Origin of the sequence: Xanthomonas sp. SS (genome assembly GCF_014236835.1) — a bacterium.
Taxonomy (GTDB): Bacteria; Pseudomonadota; Gammaproteobacteria; order Xanthomonadales; family Xanthomonadaceae; genus Xanthomonas_A.
In genome coordinates, this window is the sequence record NZ_CP051190.1 from 3,104,324 (window position 1) to 3,126,406 (window position 22,083).

17 protein-coding genes and 1 pseudogene are annotated in these 22,083 nt (G+C 65.8%); 7 read left to right on the top strand and 11 right to left on the bottom strand.

What is annotated here, in order from left to right:
* The first annotated feature begins 43 nt into the window (after window positions 1-43).
* From HEP74_RS12930 to HEP74_RS12945, 5 genes and pseudogenes are all read left to right on the top strand, one after another.
* Window positions 44-1,540, top strand: a complete 1,497-nt coding sequence (locus HEP74_RS12930; protein WP_185813217.1) for an aminotransferase class III-fold pyridoxal phosphate-dependent enzyme — start codon at window positions 44-46, stop codon at window positions 1,538-1,540.
* A 13-nt stretch (window positions 1,541-1,553) separates the two neighbouring features.
* Window positions 1,554-1,853 carry a hypothetical protein gene (locus tag HEP74_RS12935; RefSeq protein WP_185813218.1) on the top strand — a complete coding sequence of 100 codons (300 nt, stop codon included), beginning with the start codon at window positions 1,554-1,556 and terminating at the stop codon, window positions 1,851-1,853.
* A gap of 3 nt (window positions 1,854-1,856) precedes the next feature.
* A pseudogene (locus HEP74_RS21945) lies at window positions 1,857-2,036 on the top strand (alpha/beta hydrolase); the annotation flags it as partial.
* A gap of 124 nt (window positions 2,037-2,160) precedes the next feature.
* Complete coding sequence (gene upp, locus HEP74_RS12940) at window positions 2,161-2,793, top strand: uracil phosphoribosyltransferase (RefSeq protein WP_185813219.1); 633 nt, start codon at window positions 2,161-2,163, stop codon at window positions 2,791-2,793.
* A gap of 326 nt (window positions 2,794-3,119) precedes the next feature.
* A complete protein-coding gene (locus tag HEP74_RS12945) occupies window positions 3,120-3,530 on the top strand; it encodes a LuxR C-terminal-related transcriptional regulator (RefSeq protein ID WP_185813220.1) in 411 nt (136 codons plus the stop codon).
* A 182-nt stretch (window positions 3,531-3,712) separates the two neighbouring features.
* On the opposite strand, the gene HEP74_RS12950 is transcribed toward HEP74_RS12945, so the two are convergent.
* The gene (locus HEP74_RS12950) at window positions 3,713-4,798 is read right to left on the bottom strand and encodes a hypothetical protein (RefSeq protein ID WP_185813221.1); all 1,086 of its coding nucleotides are present in this window, start codon (window positions 4,796-4,798) and stop codon (window positions 3,713-3,715) included.
* Between the two features lie 191 nt (window positions 4,799-4,989).
* On the opposite strand from HEP74_RS12950, the gene HEP74_RS12955 reads away from it, so the two are divergent.
* On the top strand, window positions 4,990-5,418 hold the full coding sequence (locus tag HEP74_RS12955; RefSeq protein WP_185826266.1) for a hypothetical protein: 429 nt from the start codon (window positions 4,990-4,992) through the stop codon (window positions 5,416-5,418).
* A 153-nt stretch (window positions 5,419-5,571) separates the two neighbouring features.
* On the opposite strand, the gene HEP74_RS12960 is transcribed toward HEP74_RS12955, so the two are convergent.
* From HEP74_RS12960 to rsmD, 7 genes are all read right to left on the bottom strand, one after another.
* Window positions 5,572-7,302, bottom strand: coding sequence for a glycoside hydrolase family 9 protein (locus HEP74_RS12960; protein ID WP_185813223.1), 1,731 nt, complete (start codon window positions 7,300-7,302; stop codon window positions 5,572-5,574).
* 114 nt (window positions 7,303-7,416) lie between these two features.
* Window positions 7,417-8,307: an MBL fold metallo-hydrolase gene (locus HEP74_RS12965; RefSeq protein WP_185813224.1), complete on the bottom strand. Its 891-nt coding sequence runs from the start codon at window positions 8,305-8,307 to the stop codon at window positions 7,417-7,419.
* A gap of 46 nt (window positions 8,308-8,353) precedes the next feature.
* A complete protein-coding gene (ggt, locus tag HEP74_RS12970) occupies window positions 8,354-10,099 on the bottom strand; it encodes a gamma-glutamyltransferase (RefSeq protein WP_185813225.1) in 1,746 nt (581 codons plus the stop codon).
* Entirely contained in the window at window positions 10,096-10,380 is a 285-nt protein-coding gene (locus tag HEP74_RS12975; RefSeq protein ID WP_179563903.1) for a YfhL family 4Fe-4S dicluster ferredoxin, read from the bottom strand. Before HEP74_RS12975 ends, ggt begins: the two co-directional genes overlap by 4 nt.
* Window positions 10,381-10,726: 346 nt before the next feature.
* Window positions 10,727-11,221 (bottom strand): hypothetical protein, encoded by a 495-nt coding sequence (locus HEP74_RS12980; protein WP_185813226.1) that lies wholly within the window; start codon window positions 11,219-11,221, stop codon window positions 10,727-10,729.
* Between the two features lie 37 nt (window positions 11,222-11,258).
* Window positions 11,259-11,765, bottom strand: a complete 507-nt coding sequence (coaD, locus tag HEP74_RS12985) for a pantetheine-phosphate adenylyltransferase (RefSeq protein WP_179563901.1) — start codon at window positions 11,763-11,765, stop codon at window positions 11,259-11,261.
* The gene (gene rsmD / locus HEP74_RS12990) at window positions 11,762-12,367 is read right to left on the bottom strand and encodes a 16S rRNA (guanine(966)-N(2))-methyltransferase RsmD (protein WP_185813227.1); all 606 of its coding nucleotides are present in this window, start codon (window positions 12,365-12,367) and stop codon (window positions 11,762-11,764) included. Before rsmD ends, coaD begins: the two co-directional genes overlap by 4 nt.
* 213 nt (window positions 12,368-12,580) lie before the next feature.
* Between rsmD and htpG the strand changes: the two genes are divergently transcribed.
* Window positions 12,581-14,485, top strand: coding sequence for a molecular chaperone HtpG (htpG, locus tag HEP74_RS12995; RefSeq protein WP_185813228.1), 1,905 nt, complete (start codon window positions 12,581-12,583; stop codon window positions 14,483-14,485).
* A 632-nt stretch (window positions 14,486-15,117) separates the two neighbouring features.
* Here the strand turns inward: htpG and HEP74_RS13000 are convergent.
* Genes HEP74_RS13000 through HEP74_RS13010 form a run of 3 tightly spaced genes read right to left on the bottom strand, consistent with a single transcriptional unit; the run spans window position 15,118 to window position 21,792 of the window.
* Entirely contained in the window at window positions 15,118-15,588 is a 471-nt protein-coding gene (locus HEP74_RS13000) for a hypothetical protein (RefSeq protein ID WP_185813229.1), read from the bottom strand.
* Window positions 15,578-16,558 (bottom strand): RHS repeat domain-containing protein, encoded by a 981-nt coding sequence (locus HEP74_RS13005; protein ID WP_185813230.1) that lies wholly within the window; start codon window positions 16,556-16,558, stop codon window positions 15,578-15,580. Before HEP74_RS13005 ends, HEP74_RS13000 begins: the two co-directional genes overlap by 11 nt.
* Window positions 16,558-21,792 carry an RHS repeat domain-containing protein gene (locus HEP74_RS13010; RefSeq protein ID WP_185813231.1) on the bottom strand — a complete coding sequence of 1,745 codons (5,235 nt, stop codon included), beginning with the start codon at window positions 21,790-21,792 and terminating at the stop codon, window positions 16,558-16,560. Before HEP74_RS13010 ends, HEP74_RS13005 begins: the two co-directional genes overlap by 1 nt.
* Window positions 21,793-22,083 lie beyond the last annotated feature (291 nt).

A 22,083-nucleotide genomic window follows, 5' to 3' on the forward strand; every position in this document is an offset into this window, starting at 1 on the left:
TAGAAGGTCTATCGCTGAACGCCCCGCCTCCAGGAGATCCCGCATGACCGTACTCGGCCCCCTCGCCCCGCTGCGCGCCCATGCCGGCGAACGCCTGACCGCCGGCCTGGACGATGCCAGCATCGAACGCCTGGCCGCCTCGCACCCGCAGCTGCGGGCCGCGATCGACGCCGCCGCCGCGGACCATCCGCGCCTGGCCGCGGAGTTCGCCGACCTGCTCGAGCTGGACGAGATCGAACAGATTCGCACGCTGCAGGCCGGCTTCGTCAACTTCTACGCCGACGACGCGGTGACCCCGTACGTGGCGCTGGCCGCGCGCGGGCCGTGGGTGGTCACACTGAAGGGCGCGGTGCTGTACGACGCCGGCGGCTACGGCATGCTCGGCTTCGGCCACACCCCGGACGCGGTGCTGGAGGCGATGGCGCGGCCGCAGGCGATGGCCAACGTGATGACCCCGAGCCTGTCGCAGCTGCGCTTCGAGCGCGCGCTGCGCGCCGAGATCGGCCAGCAGCGCGGCGCCTGTCCGTACAGCAAGTTCATGTGTCTCAACTCCGGCTCCGAAGCGGTGGGCCTGGCCGCGCGCATCGCCGACATCAACGCCAAGCTGCAGACCGACCCGGGCGCGCGCCATGCAGGCGCCCGGATCAAGCGCATCGTGGTCAAGGGCAGTTTCCACGGCCGCACCGACCGTCCGGGGCTGTATTCCGATTCCAGCCGCAAGGCCTACGTGCAACATCTGGCCAGCTATCGCGGCGAAGATTCGGTGATCGCGATCGCGCCCTACGACGTGGACGCGCTGCGCCGCGCCTTCGCCGATGCCGAGCACAACGGCTGGTTCGTCGAGGCGGTGTTCCTGGAGCCGGTGATGGGCGAAGGCGACCCGGGCCGTGCGCTGCCGCCGGCGTTCTACGCCGCCGCGCGCGAGCTGACCCGCGCCCACGGCAGCCTGCTGCTGGTCGATTCGATCCAGGCCGGGCTGCGCGCCCACGGCGTGCTGTCGGTGGTGGATTACCCCGGCTTCGAACAGCTCGATGCGCCGGACATGGAAACCTATTCCAAGGCGCTCAACGCCGCGCAGTACCCGCTGTCGGTGCTGGCGGTGACCGAGCATGCCGCGCAGCTGTACCGCAAGGGCACCTACGGCAACACCATGACCAGCAACCCGCGCGCGCTGGACGTGGCCAGCGCCACCCTGGCGCAGCTGACCCCGCAGGTGCGCGCCAACATCCGCGCACTCGGCGCCGAGGCGGTGCAGAAACTGGAGAAGCTCAAGAGCGAGCTCGGTGGATTGATCACCCAGGTGCAGGGCACCGGCCTGCTGTTCTCCTGCGCGCTGGCCCCGCAGTTCAAGTGCTACGGCGCCGGCTCCACCGAGGAATGGCTGCGCCAGCACGGGGTCAACGTGATCCACGGCGGCGAGAACTCGCTGCGCTTCACCCCGCACTTCGCGATGGACAGCGACGAGCTGGACCTGTTGGTCGGGCTGATCGGCCGCGCGCTGCGCGAGGGTCCCCGCCTGGCGCAGGCCGCAGCCGCCTGAGGCCGGCTGGCGCATGCTGCAGGAACTGGCCGAGGCGATCGCCCGGCCGCTGTTCGAACTCGTCCTGCAGTTGTTCGGCTACTGGAGCGGGCGCATGCTGCTACCGGTGCTGTCGCTGGGCTGGATCCGCGCCGAAGCCCGCCGCGACCGGCTACCGCGCCGGCCCGGCAAGCGCCGCCACGGCCAACCGTTGCTCTATCGCAACGCCAGCGGCAGCCTGATCGCCAGCGACGATGCAGTGATGATCCTGGGCCTGGCGTGCTGGGCGCTGCTGGCGCTGGCCGCGTTCCTGCTCTACCGCCTGGCGCCATGACGCGGCACTAACCAGTCGCTGGTCTATTACATCGCCTTGAAGAAGGCCGGCGTTCCCGTGGAAATGCATCTGTATCCGCACGGCGGCCATGCCTTCGGCTTGCGTCCCAGCGAGTTCCCGATCACCCGGTGGCCTGCGCTGGTGGACACGTGGTTGCGCACGATCGGCATGACGTCCGGGTAAGTTGCAATCCGATTCGTCCGCTCCGCATCTCGCGGCCGCGCTGGACGACAGGTAGTCCCGGAATACCTGGCCGCCGCCGCGCCGGCTGCGGCACACTGTGCGTATCCCCCTTGCGAGCGCGCCCATGAAGATCGTCGAAGTCCGCCATCCGCTGGTGCAGCACAAGATCGGCCTGCTGCGCGATGCCGCGCTGAGCACCAAGGGCTTCCGCGAACTGGTCACCGAACTCGGCACCCTGCTCGGCTACGAGGCCACCGCCGACCTGGAGACGGAGACGCACACGATGGACGGCTGGGCCGGCCCCACCCAGGTGCAGCGCATCGCCGGCGCCAAGATCACCCTGGTGCCGATCCTGCGCGCGGGGCTGGGCATGCTGCCCGGCGTGCTGGCGCTGATTCCGGCGGCGCGGGTCAGCGTTGTCGGCCTGCAGCGCGACGAGGAAACCTTGCAGCCGGTGCCCTACTTCGAGCGCCTCACCGGCCGCCTGGAAGAACGCGACGCGCTGATCCTGGACCCGATGCTGGCCACCGGCGGCACCCTGATCGCCACCGTGGACATGCTCAAGCGCGCCGGTGCGCGGCGGATCAAGGGCATCTTCCTGGTCGCCGCGCCGGAAGGACTGCAGGCGCTGGAAGCAGCGCATCCGGACGTGGAGGTCTATACCGCCGCGATCGACGACCACCTCAACGACAAGGGCTACATCCTGCCCGGCCTCGGCGACGCCGGCGACCGCATCTTCGGCACCCGCGTGGGTTGAAGGCGTGTCGTCGCTCCTGCAGTAGGCCGCATCGCGGCCAGCAGGCAATCGACTGGCGCTGCTGTGTGCTGCGTCGAACGGCGGTTGGGTTAGGCCATGCGGCGCAGGACGCGATTGAATAGGCCCAGCCGCGCTTGGGACAGCGCAAGGAAGAAGAAGCCGGCTCCAGCAGCGGCCTAGCCCGATTTCGCCCCGCGCATGCTCAAGTGCAGACCATCGTGCCCGCCCACAATCGCATCGCCAGCCGCTGAGCTCACAACGCGGCAGCGCGCGCGTTCATCCCTTTAGCGCCCCATCACAGGGCGCCACCGGGATGGAGCCGCGCGATGCTTACCTGCAGGGAAAACCAGGTCCTGAACCTGATCGGCCGGCGCCTGCGCTGCCGGCAGATCGCGCGCGTGCTGGCGATCGGCGAATCGACCGTGCGCAAGCACCGCGCCAATATCTGCAGCAAGCTCGGCTTCCACCACACCGCGCAACTGGTCGCGCATGCGCTGCGCACACGCCCGGCGGCGGCGGCCGATATCGGCAACGGTCCGTGGCAGACGCTGCGGCCGCGCGAATGCGAGATCGTGCGCGAACTCTGCCGCGGCCAGACCAGCAAGCAGATCGCGCGGCAACTGCGGATCAGCCATCGCACGGTGGAAAAGCATCGCCAGAACGCGATGCGCACGCTCTACGTGCACGACATGGCGACGCTGATGCGTCTGGCCGAGGACAACAACGGGAACGCATAGGCGGCACTCGCGGCAGTCGCCGATCGCGCAGGTATGCGTGGGAGTTAGGCGCGGCGCGCGTGCGGCCGTGCAAGGACGCGGTCCGCGCAAGGAGCTGATGCCCCTGGCATTTCGGAACCGATGCCGCAGACAGGAACACGGGGATGAAACGGACGCGCCGAAGCCGGCGCGTCCGTCGCGGATCAACGCGCCTCGACCCTGCCTTCCACGTCCACCGCGCGGGTCTGTCCGGGCCAGACGCCGAACAGATCGATGGTGCGCACGCCATTGAGCCACTGGCCGAGCGGCCGCTGCCAATGGAAGTGGCGGCGGTCGGTGGAGCGGATGCCGCGGAACCCCAGCTCCAGGCGCAGGTTGCTCGCATCCAGCGGAATGTCGCCGATGGTGGAGGTCAGCCCGCCGCTGATCGTCACCCGTCGCTGCTGCGCGCCGCGCGGCGTGTCGAACTGCAGATGCGCATCGACGATGTAGGTGCCGCCATGGTTGTTGCGCAGGATCAGGGTGAACGCGCCCAGATGGGTGATCCAGTTGGGCATCGGCAAGCGCTCGCCGAACGAGGCGAACGCGAAGGCCAGAGGCGCCTGCGTGTCGGCCAGCCGGCCGGCCTCGCTCGGCCACAGGTGCAGATCCACGCTGCGCTGCGCGCTGGTGGAGACGAACGAGCCGCGGCCGCGCACCTGGCCGAGCATCTTGTCCACCGCGCCGGCGTTGCCGGTGATGGAAAAACTGTTGTCAGCCGACTGCGATGCCACATTGACCCCGCTGCGCGCGTACAGCACGTCGGTGATCACCCCGAACCCCTGGGCGATGCCGTGGCCCTGCTGCATGCCCGCCTCGTGCGCGCGCTCCAGCAGCCAGTCCAGGTGCTGGGTCAGCAGCGCGGTCGGGTCGTTGAGCCCGACCGTTTCCTCCAGCGCGCACTGCGACACCATCGAGCCCTGCCGGCCGAAGCTCCAGGTGACCTTGGTGCCCGCGGTGATCTTGAGCCCGGTCTCCGGATCGGTGACCGAACCGTCCAGCTGCGCGGCCGCGCGCGTCTGCCGCACGTCGCTGGTCATCATGCTCCAGTCGATGCTGAGCGGCTGCCGACGCAACTGCGCCTCGCCCAGGCCCGGCAACGCCGCGGCGATTCGGCGGAAGCTGCCGTTGTGCGGATCGACGATGCCGACCGCGCCGGGCGCGATGTCCGGGCTCAAACCCCAGTTGCCCCAGTAGCCGGGATGGCTGTTGCGCACCATCTGCGTGAACTGCGAGTTCCACTGTGTCATGGCGATGTCCCTGCTCGATGCGAATTGCATCGCGGCCACGCTGGCATCGGCGGCAAGCGGTTTGAATTGCACCGAATGCGTAGCGCTGCGCCGTTGCTGGCGCGCTACGCATTCGGAAGAATTTATCGCGCAGGCCGACGCAGCCAAGCTTGCCGAGACGGCGAATGGCCGCCATTGCAGAGGAGCACGACATGCCCTACCAGTTCGAGCAGGCGAGCAGCCCGCAACAGATCGCCGAGCGCCAGTTCGCCTCGGTCTCGCTGGAAGCCGGCCCCACCACCGGCACGCTGTTGCAGTTCACCCCCTTCACCTCGTGCATCGGGGTGGCGGTCAACAACAACGGCATCCTGATCGGCGTGCACCTGTCGTTGTTCGGCGCCGACGGCACGCCGTTCTCGGCCGAAAGTGTGGATGAGGTGATGCGCCTCACCGGCAAAGATCAGCAGCCGGGCGCGCCGTGCATCGTGTTCGGGCAGACGGCGTACTGGGAGAACTCGCTGCCGGCCGCCTACCAGCTGCTGCTGCAGCAATTGCAGCCGAACGAGGTCTACGCGCTGGCCGACCTGACTCCGGGCGTCGGCGTGGACAACCTGGGCCGGCCGATCCTCACCGAGTACTGAGCGGCACGCGGTCGGGAATCGATGCACACGGTTCCTGGGGCGACCTGGATCGCCTGCCGATGCCGCGTCGCGATCGGGCGCCGCCATGCATCGCGCGGCACCCCGCCGACACCGACACCACTGAGCGCCGGCATCCGCGGGCGATGCCGGCGCTCAGCGCTGCAGGTTCTGCAGCGCCGCGCTCACGTATACCAGCGGCGCGTTCCAGTTGATCGCCACTTCGTTGCTGGCGTAGCTGCACTCCTGGTCAAGGTAGGACAGCGCCGGCAGCGACGAGGTGTAGGCGTGCTTGCACTCCTTGGCGTCCTGCTGGCCCGGCTGCGGACCGCCGACCAGCAGGCCCGGCACCGGCAGGGCGACGCCGTCGGCGATGGAGATGCGATGGTGAATGTGCAGCGGCGAACGCGAGCCGATGCCGGTCACGAACGACATGCCCAACGGATTGCGCCCGAGCACGTAGTCCAGCTGCGACTGCGCGGCCTGCAGGTACTCCGGCTTGCGTTGCAGCTGATAGGCCTGCAGCAGCAGCATCGCCTGGTTCAGCGCGGTGCTGTTGCTGCCCCAGTGGAAGTCGCCCGGGGCCATCGCCACTTTCCACGCCGAACCCTGCCAGGCATGCAGCAGGTGCGTGGCCACGGTATCGATCTCCTGCGCGATGCGCGCCTGGTCCGCATGCGCGGTCAGCCGCGTGCGGTGCTGCGCCAGCGACAGCCACGCCAGCCCGCCCACCGACCCCCAGTTCGGCACGCTGGCGTGCACGTTGCGCGCCAGCGCCGCGTCGTAGAACGCGTCCTCGCCGGTGGCCAGGTACAGCTCGGTGGCAGCCCAGGCGAACTCGTCGTCGAACTTGTCGTCGTTGTAGCCGCCGGTGTGCACGTCCGCAGGCTGCCGGTAGACCGCGTCCGGATGCGCCTGCGCCCAGGCCCAGGCACGGCGCGAGGCCTGCAGCATGCGCTTGGACACGCCGTCGAAGCGGTCGTCGAACGGTGCGTAGATGCGGCTGGCCTGGGCCATCACCGCCGCGAAATCGAGCGTGGCCGCGGTGCTCTTCTGCACAACGTAGCGCGGCGCGCGCGCCTGGTCCGGCATCTGCATGCCGCCGAAGTCCAGGTTGGTCAGCTTGTGGTAGACCCCGCCGTCGCCCGGATCCTGCATCGCCAGCAGCCACTGCAGGTTCCAGTCGACCTCGCGCAGGATGTCGGGCACGCCGCCGCCGCTGTCCGGAATGCCCTCTTTCTGCGCGGCGAAGTAGGCCGGGAATTGTTCGTAGGCGGCCAGCAGCGTGTACACGGTGATGCCGGAATTGACCACGTACTTGTTGTAGTCGCCGGCGTCGTACCAGCCCTTCGGCGCGGAGATCACGGTGCCGGCCGGGCGCCCCGGCGAGGCCGCCGAGGCGTGGATCAGCACGTGGGTGTCGGGGTGCCCTTCCGCACGCGCGTGGCGGCCAGCGTACTCGCCGGGCAGCGCGGTGCTGGCGCGATTGAAGTAGTAAGCCTTCAGCGCCGCGCGCGTCACGCCATCGTAGGCGTCGGCGGCGATGGCGAAGCTGTCCGATGGCGCCAGCCCGTCCACGCGCAGGCGATAGCGGCCCGGTTCGCGCAACGCGGAGAAGTCGGCGATGCGCACCGTCTGCTGCACCGGCGCCCAGGTCGCCGCCGGCCCCAGCGTGCCGCGCAGCACCACCTTGCCCGAGTCGGCGCGTTCGACCGCGAAGGCGTCGCCGTGGCCATCGGGCACCACCGCGAGCTTGCTGGCGGCCGGCAGATAGCCGACCTGGTTGAGCCGGATCGGCGACATGGCGGCATCCTCGGAACGCGAGGCGCAGCCACCGACGACCAGGCAGGCGAGAAGCAGGCAACGCAAGGCGGTAGGCAGATTCATGCGCCGATACTGGCCGGCCGCGATGACGGCTGCAAGCGCCGCGCGGTGGGCTTTCAGCCGCCAGCCGGAATGCCGTGGCGCCTGCAGCGCGTCGGCACGATCGAGGGCGGTACCCTAGCCCGCCAGCGACCGCGCCTGCAGCGACGGCACCTCGTGCGTGGTGAGGAAACGGCCCTTGCCGTCGCGCGCCAGTTGCGCCAGCGCGCAGTCCGGGTCGTGGGTAAAGAACAGGTGCACGTTGCGCGCCAGCGCGTCCTCCAGGAACGCGCGCTTCTCGTCGATCAGCAGTTCGGCGTTGCGGTCGTAGCCCATCGTGATCGGCACATGCACCCAGGAGCGCCCCGGGATCAGATCGGCGCAGAACGCGACGCCGCCATGCGCCTGTCCATCGACCTGCTGCGCGCCGACGATCTCGGCCAGCATCAGCCCCGGCGTGTGCCCGTCGCTGAAACGGAAGCGCACCGCCTCGCCCAGGGCGCGCGAATAGTCGCCATCGACCAGCTCCAGGCGGCCGCTGGCCTGCAGCAGGCCGGGCAATTCGGGAATGAAGCTGGCGCGGTCGCGGGGATGCGGCTGCAGCGCGCGCTGCCAGTGCGCCGCGCCGACCAGGAAGCGCGCGTTCGGGAACAGCAGCTCCGGCGCGGCGCCCTCGCGCCATGGCGCCAACAGCCCGCCGGCATGGTCGAAGTGCAGATGGCTCAGCACCACCACGTCGATGTCGGTATGTGCGACGCCGGCCTCGTGCAACGACTCCAGCAGCACGTGGCGGTCTTCCTGGATCCCGTAGCGTTCGCGCAGCGCCGGCGCGAAGAACGCGCCGACACCGGTCTCGAACAGCACCGTCTTGCCGGCCAGCGGGCGCGCCAGCAATGCGCGGCAGGCCAGTTCTATGCGGTTGCCATCGTCGGGCGCGGCCCACTGCTGCCACATCGCCTTGGGCGCGTTGCCGAACATCGCGCCGCCGTCGAGTTTCTGGGAGTTGCCTTGGATCGACCAGAGTTTCATTGCAGGGATTCGGGATTGGGGATTCGCAAAGCGGGCGGCGTGCGGCTCAGCGCGCTGGCGCTGCCAGTTGCAGGACCTCGGCGCTGCCGACCTCGTTGCGCGGATCGCTGCCGCCGCTGAGCACGTTGTTGCGCTTGTCCCACTCCACCGTCTGCAGGTTGCCCCACACGTGGCTGGAACCGCGCCCGCCCTCGGCGCTGTCGCCGGGCAGCTTGAGCGTGTGGCCCATCGCCTGCAGGCCCTGCACGGTGGCCGCGTCGAAGGTGCCGGTCTCGGCCTCGATCACGTCCGGCAGCCACTGATGGTGGTATCGCGGCAGCGCGGCGACCTGCTGCGCGCTCAGGCCGTCGTCGTAGCCGAGGATGCCGAGCAGGACCATGGTGATGATGCGGCTGCCGCCCGGGGTGCCGAGCACGATGGTCTTGTCGGCGTTCTCCATGAAGGTCGGCGTCATCGAGCTGAGCGGGCGCTTGCCCGGCTTGGGCGCGTTGGCGGCGTAGCCCATCACCCCGAACGCGTTGGGCGTGCCGGGCTTGAGCGCGAAGTCGTCCATCTCGTCGTTGAGCAGCACGCCGGTGCCCTTGGGAATCAGCCCGGAGCCGAACAGCAGGTTCACGGTCTGGGTCGCGCCGACCCGGTTGCCCTCGCCGTCGATGATCGAGAAGTGGGTGGTCTCGTCGTCTTCCAGCGGCGTCGGCTGGCCCGACAGCAGGTCGCTGGGCGTGGCCTTCTCCGGGTTGATGGTCGAGCGCAGGCCGATCGCATAGTCCTTGCTCAGCAGCACGCGCTGCGGCACCGCGGTGAAATCCGGATCGCCGAGAAAGAAGGTGCGGTCGCGGTAGGCGCGGCGCATCGCTTCCACCACCAGGTGGGTGCGGTGCACCGGGTCCATCGCCTTCAGATCGTAGCCTTCCAGGATCTGCAGCATGCTGGCCAGGGCGATGCCGCCGGACGACGGCGGCGGCGCGGTGGTGATGGTCCAGCCCTTGTAGTCGAACCGGATCGGCGTGCGCTGCTTGACCGTGTAGCCGGCCAGCTCCTCGGCGGTCCAGTGGCCGCCGGCCTGCTTGACCCCGGCCAGCAGCTTCTTGGCGGTGGCGCCGCGGTAGAACCCGTCGAAGCCCTTGGCGCCCAGCAACTGCAGCGTGTTGGCCAGTTCCGGCTGCTTGAACAGGTCGCCTTCGGCGATCGGCTTGCCGTTGCGCAGATACACCTCGCGGGTGCCGGGATAGCGCTCCATCACCTTGCGCCGCGACTGGTAACCCTCGGCCATGCGCCGGTACACCGGGAAGCCGTCGCGGGCGATGCGGATCGCCGGCGCCAGCGACTGCTGCAGCGGCAGCTTGCCATGCTTGGTCGCCAGCTCCACCAGCGCCGCCGGCAGGCCGGGAATGCCGGCCGACCACGGGCCGTTGACCGAGCGGTCGCGGTCCAGCGCGCCCTTGGCATCCAGGAACTTGTCGGCGCTCGCCGATTCCGGCGCGACTTCGCGCGCGTCCAGCATCACGTCCTTGCCGGTCTTGGCGTCGTGCAGCAGGAAGAAGCCGCCGCCGCCCAGGCCGGAGCTGATCGGCTCGACCACCGCCAGCGTCGAGGACACCGCCACCGCCGCGTCGAACGCATTGCCGCCCTCGCGCAGGATCTGCAGGCCGGCCTCGGTGGCCAGGCGGTGGCCGCTGGCGACGGCGGCGCCGGGCGGATGCGCAGCAGCGGCAGCGACCGGCGCCTCGGCCCACGCCGACGGCGTCAGGACCAGGGCGAGCAGCAGGACACGGCGGACGAGCGTTCTCATGCGGCGGGGGGCTCCTGTCGGTAAAACTCGGGATGATCGCGCTGCAGTTGCAGCAGCTTGGCCAGCAACTGGTCGTGGCTCTCCGGGATCGCCGGATCCGGGTCGATGCATTCGACCGGGCACACCACCACGCACTGCGGCTCGTCGAAATGGCCGACGCATTCGGTACAGCGGGCCGGATCGATCACATAGATCGTCTCGCCCATCGCGATGGCCTGGTTCGGGCAGGCCGGCTCGCAGACGTCGCAGTTGACGCAGAGCTCGTTGATCTTGAGGGACATTTCGCTGGATTCGGCACTAACCGCGCCATCTTACCGGATCGGGCGCTAAGGCCCCGGCATCGCGGTCACGTCCGGCGGGACGCTGCGTCGCGCAGGCGACGGCTTGATGCGCCAGAAGGCCGGACTGGCGGCGCAGGATGCCTATGGCAGTTGCTTGTGGCGTCCCAGGGAACGCAGCTGCCGCCCTGCTGGACCTAGGCGCGTGCAGGAACTGGATTGGACAATGGATGCCGCTGGCTACATGGAGACGCTGCCGGCGATGGCCGGACGGTCGCGGCCGCAGGCCAGCCGAAGCTGGCCCTGCGTCGGCCGGCGTGCCCATGCAGGCACGCCGGCGCTATGGCGCTTACTTCGCTTCGACGAAGATGTACTCGGCGCCGGTCGGCTGGATCACGGTCTGCACGCGCGCGTTGTCGGCGGCGTTGCCGATGTAGACCACGCGCACGCCCTTCATCGTGTTCGGCTCGACCTTGGCGAAGGCGGCGGCGATCAGGTCGGCCATCTTGGCCGAGGCCGAGGAGCCGAACGCCAGCATGTTGCCCGGCTGGATGCCGCGGCCGATGGCGGTGGTGGCGCTTTCGACCTGGCGATCGTACTTGGCCTGGAAATCCGCATCCGACTCCGGCGGCAGGTAGTACAGGAACGGGCTGTTGGTGATGGTGCCCATGTTCTGCAGCGCCACTTCCTGCAGGTACTTCTTCCAGCCGGCATCGTCGTCCTTGGACGGCGCGGTCAGCGCCGGCTGCGCGTCGGCGGCGGGCGCGGCGGCCTCTTCCTTCTTGCAGGCGGTGAAGCCCAGTGCCAGCGAGGCGATCAGCAGCACGCGTACGGTGTTCTTCATGGATGGCTCCCTTGTTTGTATGTGAATGACGGACGGCTCAGCGCTGCGCCGCGGCCTGGCGGGCCTGGACCAGCGCCTGCACCACCGACGGCGGCACGAAGCCGGACACGTCCCCGCCCAGCCGCGCGATCTCGCGCACCAGCGACGACGAAATGAAACTGTGTTGCTCGGCCGGGGTGAGGAACAGCGTCTCCACTTCCGGGATCAGATGCCGGTTCATGCTCGCCATCTGGAACTCGTATTCGAAATCCGACACCGCGCGCAGGCCGCGCAGCAGCACCCCGCCGCCGACCGAGCGCACGAAATGCGCCAGCAGCGTGTCGAAGCCGATCACCTCCACGTTGCGGTGCCCGGCCAGCGCCTCACGGGCCAGGCTCACGCGCAATTCCAGCGGCAGCGTCGGCCCCTTGGACGGGCTCTGCGCCACGCCCACCACCACCTGCTCGAACAGCGGCGCGGCCCGGTTGACCAGGTCGATGTGACCGTTGGTGATCGGATCGAAGGTCCCGGGGTAGACGGCGATGCGGCTGTGGGCCACGGTCATGCGTTGGATACCGCGTGAAGGTCGCCGGGAAGTGTAGCAGCGGTGCGCCGGTACAGGGCAGCGCGGACCTCGCGGCTGCCGCCCTCGCGGTACAGCGCCCACGGCGCCGGTACGGCCGGCACCTGCCCCGCCGGCGACTCCAGGTACAACCAGGCGTCGGCCGCCAGCCGCACCGGCAGCCGCTGCAGCACCGCCTCCCACAGCCCGTCGGCGAACGGCGGGTCGACGAAGGCGATATCGGCCGGGACGTCGGTGCCCGGCGCCTGCAGCCAGCGCAGCGCGTCGTCCTGCACCACCTGGATCTGCGCCTGCGCCTGCAACTTGGCGACTGTGGCCCGCAGCTGCGCGGCCAGCGCCGGGTCGCGTTCGACCAGGCAGGCCGAGGCCGCGCCGCGCGACACCGCCTCCAGGCCGAGCGCGCCGCTGCCGGCGAACAGGTCCAGCACGCGCGCACCAGGCAACGCCGGCAGCAGCCAGTTGAACAGGGTCTCGCGGACCCGGTCGGAGGTCGGGCGCAGCCCCGGCAGGTCCGGCACCGGCAGCCGCGTGTTGCGCCAGCGCCCGCCGATGATGCGCACCTGGCCCGCGCCGGCGCGGCTCATCGGCGGCCTCGCGACGGCCGGGAATCGGGAGGCAACGGGCACGGGATCGGCATCGACGGCGGCGGCACGGAACGGGGCCAGGATGATAGACCAGGGCCATGGCGCCCGCGCGCGCCGCCTGGCGCTTGAAGCCGGGCCCTGCCGCCACCATGTCCGCTGGCAGAGTCGCGCCCTCCTCCGCGCGGCCAGCCATCACCCATGGAGCAAGCACCGATGAGCGTGGAAACCCAAAAAGAAACCCTGGGCTTTCAGACCGAGGTCAAACAGCTGCTGCAGCTGATGATCCATTCGCTGTATTCCAATAAAGAGATCTTCCTGCGCGAGCTGATCTCCAATGCCTCCGACGCGGCCGACAAGCTGCGCTTCGAGGCGCTGGTCAAGCCCGAACTGCTGGACGGCGATGCGCAGCTGCGCATCCGCATCGGCTTCGACAAGGACGCCGGCACCGTCACCATAGACGACAACGGCATCGGCATGAGCCGCGAGGAGATCGTCTCGCACCTGGGCACCATCGCCAAGTCCGGCACCTCCGATTTCCTCAAGCACCTGTCCGGCGACCAGAAGAAGGATTCGCACCTGATCGGCCAGTTCGGCGTGGGCTTCTACAGCGCCTTCATCGTCGCCGACCAGGTCGACGTGTACAGCCGCCGCGCCGGGTTGCCGGCCAGCGAGGGCGTGCACTGGTCCTCGCGTGGCGAAGGCGAGTTCGAGGTCGCCACCATCGACAAGCCCGAGCGCGGCACCCGCATCGTGCTGCAGCTGAAGGAAGGCGAGGACAGCTTCGCCGACGGCTGGAAGCTGCGCGGCATCGTGCGCAAGTATTCCGACCACATCGCACTGCCGATCGAGCTGCCCAAGGAACACCACGGCGAGGACAAGGACAAGCCGGAAACCCCGGAGTGGGAAACCGTCAACCGCGCCAGCGCGCTGTGGACGCGGCCGCGCACCGAGATCAAGGACGAGGAATACCAGGAGCTGTACAAGCACATCGCGCACGACCACGAGAACCCGGTGGCGTGGAGCCACAACAAGGTCGAGGGCAAGCTCGACTACACCTCGCTGCTGTACGTGCCCGGGCGCGCACCGTTCGACCTGTACCAGCGCGACGCCTCGCGCGGACTCAAGCTGTACGTGCAGCGCGTCTTCATCATGGACCAGGCCGAACAGTTCCTGCCGCTGTACCTGCGCTTCGTCAAGGGCATCGTCGATTCCAGCGACCTGCCGCTGAACGTGTCGCGCGAGATCCTGCAGTCCGGCCCGGTGATCGACTCGATGAAGTCGGCGCTGACCAAGCGCGCGCTGGACATGCTGGAGAAGCTGGCCAAGGACGAGCCCGAGCGCTACAAGAGCGTGTGGAAGAATTTCGGCCAGGTGCTGAAGGAAGGCCCGGCCGAGGACTTCGCCAACCGCGAGAAGATCGCCGGCCTGCTGCGCTTCGCCTCCACCCACAGCGGCGACGCCGAGCACAGCGTGGCGCTGGCCGACTACGTGGCGCGGATGAAGGACGGCCAGGACAAGCTGTACTACCTGAGCGGCGAGAGCTACGCGCAGATCAAGGACAGCCCGCACCTGGAAGTGTTCCGCAAGAAGGGCATCGAAGTGCTGCTGCTCACCGACCGCATCGACGAGTGGCTGATGAGCTACCTCACCGAGTTCGACGGCAAGTCCTTCGTCGACGTGGCGCGCGGCGACCTGGACCTGGGCAAGCTGGACAGCGACGAAGAGAAGCAGGCCATGGAAGAAGCGGCCAAGGCCAAGCAGGGCCTGGTCGAGCGCATCCAGCAGGCGCTGGGCGAGGACGTATCGGAAGTGCGCGTGTCGCACCGCCTGACCGATTCGCCGGCGATCCTGGCGATCGGCCAGGGCGACCTGGGCCTGCAGATGCGGCAGATCCTGGAAGCCAGCGGCCAGAAGCTGCCGGAGAGCAAGCCGGTGTTCGAGTTCAACCCGGCGCACCCGCTGATCGAGAAGCTGGACGCGGAAGCCGACGGCGAGCGCTTCGGCGATTTGGCGCGGGTGCTGTTCGATCAAGCTGCGCTGGCCGCTGGCGACAGCCTGAAGGATCCGGCGGCCTACGTGCGTAGGCTCAACAAGTTATTGCTAGAGCTGTCGGCGTAAGTTGTGGCAAGCAATATGTGGAACAACGAAGCCGGCGACCTGCCGGCTTCGTTGTTCTGGGCCTAGGTGGCAGCTTATGGAACAGGCGACGCGACGTCCGGAACCTGTTGCGCATCGGGGCCGGCGCGCAGCCGCGATGGCAACCGCTGGTGTACGCAATAGTTGACGCACGGCGCGGACATCTATATATCCATCGATGTGCGCATATGCGGCCCGCTTCGCACGAGAGAATCATACGACTGCGGTATCGCTGCAGCACGTGTGAAGGTAGTCTCGCGACATAAGGCCGCGCGCGCATCAAAGGAAATGCATGCCGCAGACCATATTTAAATTTTTGATGGCTGCACGCACACGCACGGTGCGCCGAGGGCTTCGGTGTGAAAGTTGATCCATGTTCGCGGTCGCAGGTAATGGATGCGAAAGATGGCATGGCCTGGCGTCGAATGCACCACGATGACGACAAGATGCACTGGCCGACTGGCTACATCACTAAAATTGCCATCATCTAATCCACATTAGCTAGCCAGCCGCCTTTTCCCGACTTGCACTCAGCCGAAACGACCTATTGAAGCTCCACATCAGCACCCGCCACCCAGCGCTCAATACACCTTGTCAACTCGACAGCTGGCGAATTATTTTTTGCATCCAATTTTAGAAAAATCAATAATTTCAGCAAGTTTTCGCGATGTTGATTCATAATTAATTTCATTCATCTCAACGACTGGATATCTATACTGAACAAGCAGAGTCATATCTACTTCATCAAGATTTTCATTGCAGGAAATAACCTTTTCCTTCATCAAAACACTCTTTTTACAATCCCCAGTTTCATTTTTATTATATTTAGGCCACAATGATAACCTAAGGACATCCTTAGTCAGATCAGGAGGAAAACTTTGAACATTGAGTAGAATTCCTATAGCTGGAGCAGCAGGTCCTCGCCCTCCATCTATTGGAAAAAAAATCATCTCGCGCTTTAATTCAACCACTCCAACATCTTCAACGTTAATATCTCGACACAATTTATCTCCATGTGAACATCCTGCGACCAAGAGCGCAATAAAGAGCAAAGCAAACCTTACCTTAACCATATCAGCACCCATTCATTTGCCCATTCCTACACATATAATTGTACATATGCCAATCCGCCTGCTTCTCCGTACTCAGCTTACTGGGATCACGCGTATTTAGGTAGCCCTTAAAGTCGAAATATTTCCCGTTATTAAATATATCCTTGCTGAATATATGCCCAACGACAGGACTTACCCCATTCTGATATTGCCAGACATGCGTTAGTTCGTGAATGAACCAGCCACCATGCGCCCCCCCGTCACATGAAATAAAATCCTTGCATGACTCCATGTTGCCAGGGAAATGGATTGTATTGGCAGGCGTATAAGCAGCGCCCCAAGCATCATAATCTATCTTAATTGAATCAGCATCAATATTTGGGAATTCATCCTCCGCTGCATCTTTTTCATTTCTTGTCAGTGGGCGGCCGTACCAATCCCCCCATTTGGCCGGTTGCTGCCAGTTCCCCATGACCGAAGGTTGCCGCTGGGAATTAGGATCTTTTGATTCTGCCCTAGGCGTTGTAGTGTAACTGTCAGAGCCAGGACACCTCCCATCGCTATCAGAAATATGAGATCCCACGCATCTCCCATCCGGATCGAAAAACTTATAAGGATTATTACTCCCGTAACCGTAGCGATTGAAGTTATTCCCAGATTTTGAATTTACTGCAACCGGATCAATCGACAAGAACCGCCCAATCACTGGATCATAGTACCGCTGCTGCATGTACGTCAGCCCTGTGGCCGCATCCTGCACATGGCCAGTGAACCCGGGCCCATCGGTCACCGGGCGATTGAGCAGCTTGCCGTACGGCTCGTACTCGCTGGTCTCGATCAGGTTGCCGCTGGCGTCGGTGACCGCGACCGGGGTGCCGAGGGCGTCGGTGTGGATGTACTCCACCGTCTCGGCAGCCGCATGCAGCGGCAGCGCGAGGGCCAGCAGCCACAGCAGCTTGGTCAGGGGCTTGGCGATTCCTTTCATCTCGTATCCGATGCTCATTAGCCTCTCCCCTCAAGCGTCGGCGTGAAGACGGCTGACCAGGCCGAGCATCCGTTCTCGTTGCAAGCGCGCACCTGCACCGTGTTGACGCTGCCGGTCTTGCTCAATGTAACGAAGGTCTTGGGGCCGGAGTAGCTGACCGCACCACTTATCTCGTACCGTGTGGCGCGCGCGCTGGCGGTCCAGTCCAGTTCGAAAGTGGCTGGGGAGGTGTTGATGTAGCGATAGCCTGTATTGAACGACGGTGTAGTTGGTGGCGAGGTATCCACCGCCGTGGTCTGCGTATTCGAGTACGGTCCGCAGCCGGCGATGTTGCAGGCCTTAGCCCGGTAGGCATAGCTACCGTTGCCCTTGCCGGAGAACGCCTGGCTGGTGGCATTGGCGTTCTGAGTAGCCGTCCAGCCGCCGCCGTTGGCGCTTTCTTCCAGCGTGTAGCTGCTGGCAGTGGCCACCCCGCTCCAGCTCACCGTGTAGCCGTTGACGCCGGCGCTGGCTGGGGCACTCAGGCTGGGTGCGCCAGTGGGGGCGAAGATCACCTGGGTGGAGGCGTTACCGGAGTACGGTCCACAGCCAGCCGCGTTGCACGCCTTGATCCGGTACAGATAGGTGCCGGCACCGCGACCGCTGACACTTGCGCTGGTTCCGCCCACCGAGGCGATCCCGCTCCAGTTGCTGCCGCCGTTGCTGCTTTCTTCCAGGTTGTAGCTGACGGTGGTGGCAACCGTGCTCCAGCTAAGCATGTAGCTGCCGCTGGTATTGATTGCCGGCGCGCTGAGCGACGGTGCCGAACCCGGGGCATACACTGCCTGCACGGTCCCGGTTCCCGAGTACGGCCCACAGCCGGCCGGGTTGCAGCCGCGCACGCGGTAGGCATAGCTGCCCGCGGCCTTGCCGCTATAGGCATTGCTCTGCGCGCTGCCGCTGTAGGACACGCTCCAGCTGCCGCCGTTGGCGCTCTCTTCCAGCGAGTAACTGGCTGCGCCGGTGACCGTGCCCCAGCTGATGGTGTAGTTGCCGACCACGCCGGTGCCGGGCACGCTGATGCTCGGCGCATCGCTGGGCGCGAACTGCACCACTGTCGTGCCGGTGGCGCTCCATCCGCCGCAGTAGCTGCCCAGGCAAGCGCGGGCGCGATAGCCGTAGTTACCGGCAGGCTTGCCGGAGACCGCCTGGCTGGTCGCGGTGCCGGAGTAAAGCGCGGTCCAGTTGCCAGCGGTGGCCTGTTCCTGCAGTTCATAACGGTTGGCCGAGGCCACCGCCGACCACTGCACGGTGTAACTACCGGAACTGCTGTAGCCGGGAACGGTCACGCTGGGCGAGGCCAGCGTCGGCAGGTTGCTGACCTTGGCCAGCAGGCTGCCGCCCAGGTACACGTACTCGGTGATCTTGCCGACGCGTTCGTCGCGCTGGTAGCGCAACACGCCGTCCTGCCCATACAGCGAGACGATGTTGCCCAGGCTCGGGCTGTTGGCCAACACGCGACGGCCCTGCGCATCGTAGCGATAGGTCTCCACACCGGTGACCTCGCGCAGGCGGTTGCCCTTGTCGAACAGGTAGTGGATGCCGTTCTTGTTGGACAGATTGCCCTGCGCGTCGTAGCTCAACCCGATCACAGCCGAACTATCGGAGCTGTTGTTCACGCTCAGCAGCTGCCGGTTGGCGTTGTAGAAATAACTGTAGTCGCGACTGCCGCCAACCTTGACCGCGGTCAGGTCGTCGAGCACGTTGTAGCTGTAGCGCGCCAGGTTGTCGCCGCCGAACATCGCCGACTGCGTGGTGGACAGGCGATCCAGCCCGTCGTAGCTCATGCTGCGGGTCTGCCGGCCGCGCGCGTAGTCGGTGATGCCGCCGACGTTGCCGTTGGCGTCGTAGGTATAGCCCAGGTCCAGAGGATTGCTGGCGCCGCTGTCGCTGCTGCGCGCCGGCAGCTGGCGGGCGTTCTGCGCCATCGTGTGCACGATGCCGTTACCGTAGGTGAACTGCTTGATCGCCCCGTTCGGGTAATAGCCGACGCCGAGCGCATAGCCGTTGGCCTGGGTGGCCTGGCCCAGTGCGTTGGGCGCGTAGTTCAACGCCAGGCCCGAGGGATAGGTGACGCCGGCCGGATGGCCGTTGGCCGTATAGGCATAACCGATGCTCAGCGCGCTGGACCCCGGCTGGGTCATGCTCTCGCTCAGCAGCAGGCGCCGCTTGTTGTAGGTATACGCATTGACCACGGCGTTGCCGCCGTTGCTGTTGTTGGTGGTGACCTGCGCGGGCAGGCCGTCGGCGGCGTAGACGAAGGACTGGTTGCCGACGCCGTCCGGGAACGCCAGCGTGGCCAGACGGTTGCGCGCGTCGTAACTTCTGCCGACCTTGACGCTGGCAGCGACGTCGGCGCTGTTGCACGACGAGGTCGCCGTATAGCTCTGCCCGCTGGCCGACCAGGCCAGGTTGCCGGCCGCATCGTAGTCCATCACCGTGGCGCCGGTTTCAGGCTCGATGGTCTTGCACAGCTGCTGATAGCCGTCGTAGACGTAGCTGCGCGTGACCGACAGCGAACTGTCGGCATTGCGGCGGCGAATCGACGTCGGCTTACCGAACACATCAAGCGTGATATCGGTATTGGCGCCTTCCGGATGCATGATCCACACCGGCTTGGCGTAATCCGGCTGATCGAATATCTGGAAACCGCTCACCGTCTGCTGGCCGCGCGGATTGGTCACGCGGGTCTGGTTGTTGGGCAGATATTCGGTGCGCGTGGTCAGCAGGCCCAGTTCGCTGTCCTGCGATACCGAGGTTGCGCGCCCCAGCGCGTCGTACTCGCTCCAGGTGCCCGTGCTCAGCGTATCGCTGGTTCCCGGGTAGGAACTGAAGGTGGTGCGGCCGTCGTAGTCGTAGGCGAACTTCTGGAAGCGCTGGGTACTGGCTTCGTTGCCGACTTCGAACTCGCGCGTGAGCAGCGGGCGCCACAGCGCATCGAAATAGGTCAGCTTGCGTCCGTTGCCGGTGGCCACGGTTTGCCGCCAATGTCCGGCGTCCAGCCCATACTCGCTGCCATTGACCTGCTCGAACGCCTGCGTCGTGGTGTTCCAGGCCACGTTGTCGTTGGCCGGATAGCCGATGCTCGCCAGCCGTCCCATCGTGTCGTAGCCATAGGTGGTGGTGTAGCCGTTCTCGTCGGTGGTCGAGGTGATCCAGCCGCTGTCGTTGACCGTGGCCGACTCGGTGCTGCCGTCGGCGTAGCGGATCGACTGCGGGACGCCACGCTTCCAGTTGGAGACGGTAGTCGTATTGTTGTTGCCGTCCTTCACCGTCGCCAGCGTGCCGTCGCTGTTGTAGCCAAGCGTCAGGCGCAGCTTGCCGAACGACCAGCGCTGCGACGGCATCGCATTGGCGTCGTAGCTGGCCTGCGATTCCACCAGCCCGGTGTTGCTGTTGGTGTTCTTGGCGCGTTGGCCGACGATCCACTTGCCCAGGTCGTCGTAGTACTCGGTCGCATCGGTGCGTGAGTGCCAGGGGCTGGCGCGGGTGACGCTGAGCGTGCGTGCGAACGCGTCGAAGCCGTTCGCCGTCCACGTGTAGCTGATGCCCTCCTGCTGTACCACCTTGCTGCGCAGCGGACGCAGCACGTTGGTCAGGGGATTGGGGATTCCGAGCAGGGATTGGCCCATTTCTGCAGGAAAGGGCTGCGCGTCCACGTCGGCATCGGCGAAATAGGTGTTGCTGGTCTTGGACACCGTATTGCCATTGGCGTCCAGCGCCGTGGTACTCAGTAGGCGTCCGTCGTTGAGGCCGTACATCATCCCGAACTCGTAAGCCGTGGCTGTACCGTCGGGATCGACAACCTTGGCTGTTTTGCTCGGCCTGCAGGTCGGGCAAGGATCGGTCGCTTTGCCCGTCTTGTAGAGCTGAGTCGTTCCATCGCCAGCCAAGTAATGCCAGACCAGCTGCGCAAGACCCGGTCCGGTCACGGTCTTCGACTTGAGAGCATAGTTGTCGAAATAGCTCGGCACGTAAGGAGTTGGCGGCTCTTGGCCAAAAGGCACATCGCATCGACCAGCGGGCGTATGAGTGCGGTACTGGCGCTGGTACTCGAACGCGAACAGACCGGTGGCACCGGAGGGATGGGTGACCTGCAGGGATACAGCGCCGTTCATCGGATCCGGTTCGGAGACGCAATTGCTAGCGCCGCCACCGGCTGGCGGCTCGCGTGTAGGCAGCATGCTGCCGCTGACGATGCTGTAGGTCCATTGCGAACCGTCGGGCTGGGTGACGGTCTTCAGACGATAGGCACCTTGAGGCGTCGGGTAGGCCGTGCTGAGTTCGTAGCCGTAGTTCCACGTCTGGCCGTTGGCCTGGATGCTGCTGATCAGATCGCCGTTGTAGGTCAGCGTGATCGCACGGCCATCGTTGGATTGCACCGAGGTTAGCTTGCCGTCGGTATAGCTATAAGTAACCCAGTTGCCGAAGCGATCCTCGACACGGCTGGCCATCAGTGCAACGCGTGTACGCTGGGCATAAGTAAAGCCGCCGGGAAGACTAGCCATCGGGAGCTTGTAGCTTTTGATGGCGGTAACAACCGCATAGTCGAAGTAATACTTGACGCCGCTAGGCGAAATGGCCAGGAAGCCTTCGCCGGCATAGTTGCTGACGCTGGCAAGACAACCCAGCCGCCAGCCTTCCTTGGTGATCCAGGGTCGTGCGACGCCATCGGTCGGGCGCGGGGTCTTGGTTTGGTTATCGACCAGCAATTCCTGATCGCCGGCACCGGGGACATGCAGGTAGTAGCCGTGCCAGATGTCGTCGGCTGTGCCGGGATATGTGTTGCTGCCGACTGTCATTGCTGCATTTGGTCGGGCAGGAACGGAACACCGCGCAGTAGGCGAGGCGCTGATTGTGACCCACCCCTTGTCTGCAAGGAACTCGCCGTACACGCGCGGCGTGTCGATTTCCCAGTCGCCGAAGCCTTTCGCCACGTACTCGGTGCGCCGGTTCATGACCTTGAATTCGCGCCCGACCGTCACCGGCAGCGCGTTGTTGCCCGGCACGTCCACATCGGTGGCATGGAAGCCAACACTCATGTCATACAGGCTGATGTTCTCGCCGAAGATGTCGCCCTTCAACGGACCGACGACCTGCGATGCCTTGATCTTCTTCTCGTATTCTTCGTAAGGCGCCACCTCGTCCGCCGCGTGCGCACGCGCACCCAGGCACAGCAGCAGCATGCCGATCACCAGCCGTACTTTGAACATCCGCCCGCCTCTTCCTTTTCAGCCCGTTGCAGGCCAAATTCCCTGAACGATCGCGAGACTCCCAGCCGCAAGTATCGCGATAACGAAAATCGTAAAAAACGCAATACGAATCCATCGCGCCAAGGCACGAGGCAATGAGTTGAACGGAAAACCCCCTGCGGGCCGGATCCCGGCCTTGTCGAATTATCGGACTAATTCAGGGATAGCTGTCAACAAAATTTTTCGGCACCCGACAAGCGGTATCGTCTCCTGAAACGTTCGACACCGTCAGCTTGGTCGCTGCGCAATTCG

Coding starts and splice junctions, on each gene's coding strand:
- HEP74_RS12965 (WP_185813224.1), bottom strand. CDS start 8,307: ATGAAACTCTGGTCGATCCAAGGCAACTCCCAGAAACTCGACGGCGGC.
- upp (WP_185813219.1), top strand. CDS start 2,161: ATGAAGATCGTCGAAGTCCGCCATCCGCTGGTGCAGCACAAGATCGGC.
- coaD (WP_179563901.1), bottom strand. CDS start 11,765: ATGACCGTGGCCCACAGCCGCATCGCCGTCTACCCCGGGACCTTCGAT.
- htpG (WP_185813228.1), top strand. CDS start 12,581: ATGAGCGTGGAAACCCAAAAAGAAACCCTGGGCTTTCAGACCGAGGTC.
- HEP74_RS12950 (WP_185813221.1), bottom strand. CDS start 4,798: ATGACACAGTGGAACTCGCAGTTCACGCAGATGGTGCGCAACAGCCAT.
- ggt (WP_185813225.1), bottom strand. CDS start 10,099: ATGAGAACGCTCGTCCGCCGTGTCCTGCTGCTCGCCCTGGTCCTGACG.
- HEP74_RS12930 (WP_185813217.1), top strand. CDS start 44: ATGACCGTACTCGGCCCCCTCGCCCCGCTGCGCGCCCATGCCGGCGAA.
- HEP74_RS12955 (WP_185826266.1), top strand. CDS start 4,990: ATGCCCTACCAGTTCGAGCAGGCGAGCAGCCCGCAACAGATCGCCGAG.
- HEP74_RS12935 (WP_185813218.1), top strand. CDS start 1,554: ATGCTGCAGGAACTGGCCGAGGCGATCGCCCGGCCGCTGTTCGAACTC.
- HEP74_RS12945 (WP_185813220.1), top strand. CDS start 3,120: ATGCTTACCTGCAGGGAAAACCAGGTCCTGAACCTGATCGGCCGGCGC.
- HEP74_RS12980 (WP_185813226.1), bottom strand. CDS start 11,221: ATGAAGAACACCGTACGCGTGCTGCTGATCGCCTCGCTGGCACTGGGC.
- rsmD (WP_185813227.1), bottom strand. CDS start 12,367: ATGAGCCGCGCCGGCGCGGGCCAGGTGCGCATCATCGGCGGGCGCTGG.
- HEP74_RS13000 (WP_185813229.1), bottom strand. CDS start 15,588: ATGGGTGCTGATATGGTTAAGGTAAGGTTTGCTTTGCTCTTTATTGCG.
- HEP74_RS13005 (WP_185813230.1), bottom strand. CDS start 16,558: ATGAGCATCGGATACGAGATGAAAGGAATCGCCAAGCCCCTGACCAAG.
- HEP74_RS12960 (WP_185813223.1), bottom strand. CDS start 7,302: ATGAATCTGCCTACCGCCTTGCGTTGCCTGCTTCTCGCCTGCCTGGTC.
- HEP74_RS13010 (WP_185813231.1), bottom strand. CDS start 21,792: ATGTTCAAAGTACGGCTGGTGATCGGCATGCTGCTGCTGTGCCTGGGT.
- HEP74_RS12975 (WP_179563903.1), bottom strand. CDS start 10,380: ATGTCCCTCAAGATCAACGAGCTCTGCGTCAACTGCGACGTCTGCGAG.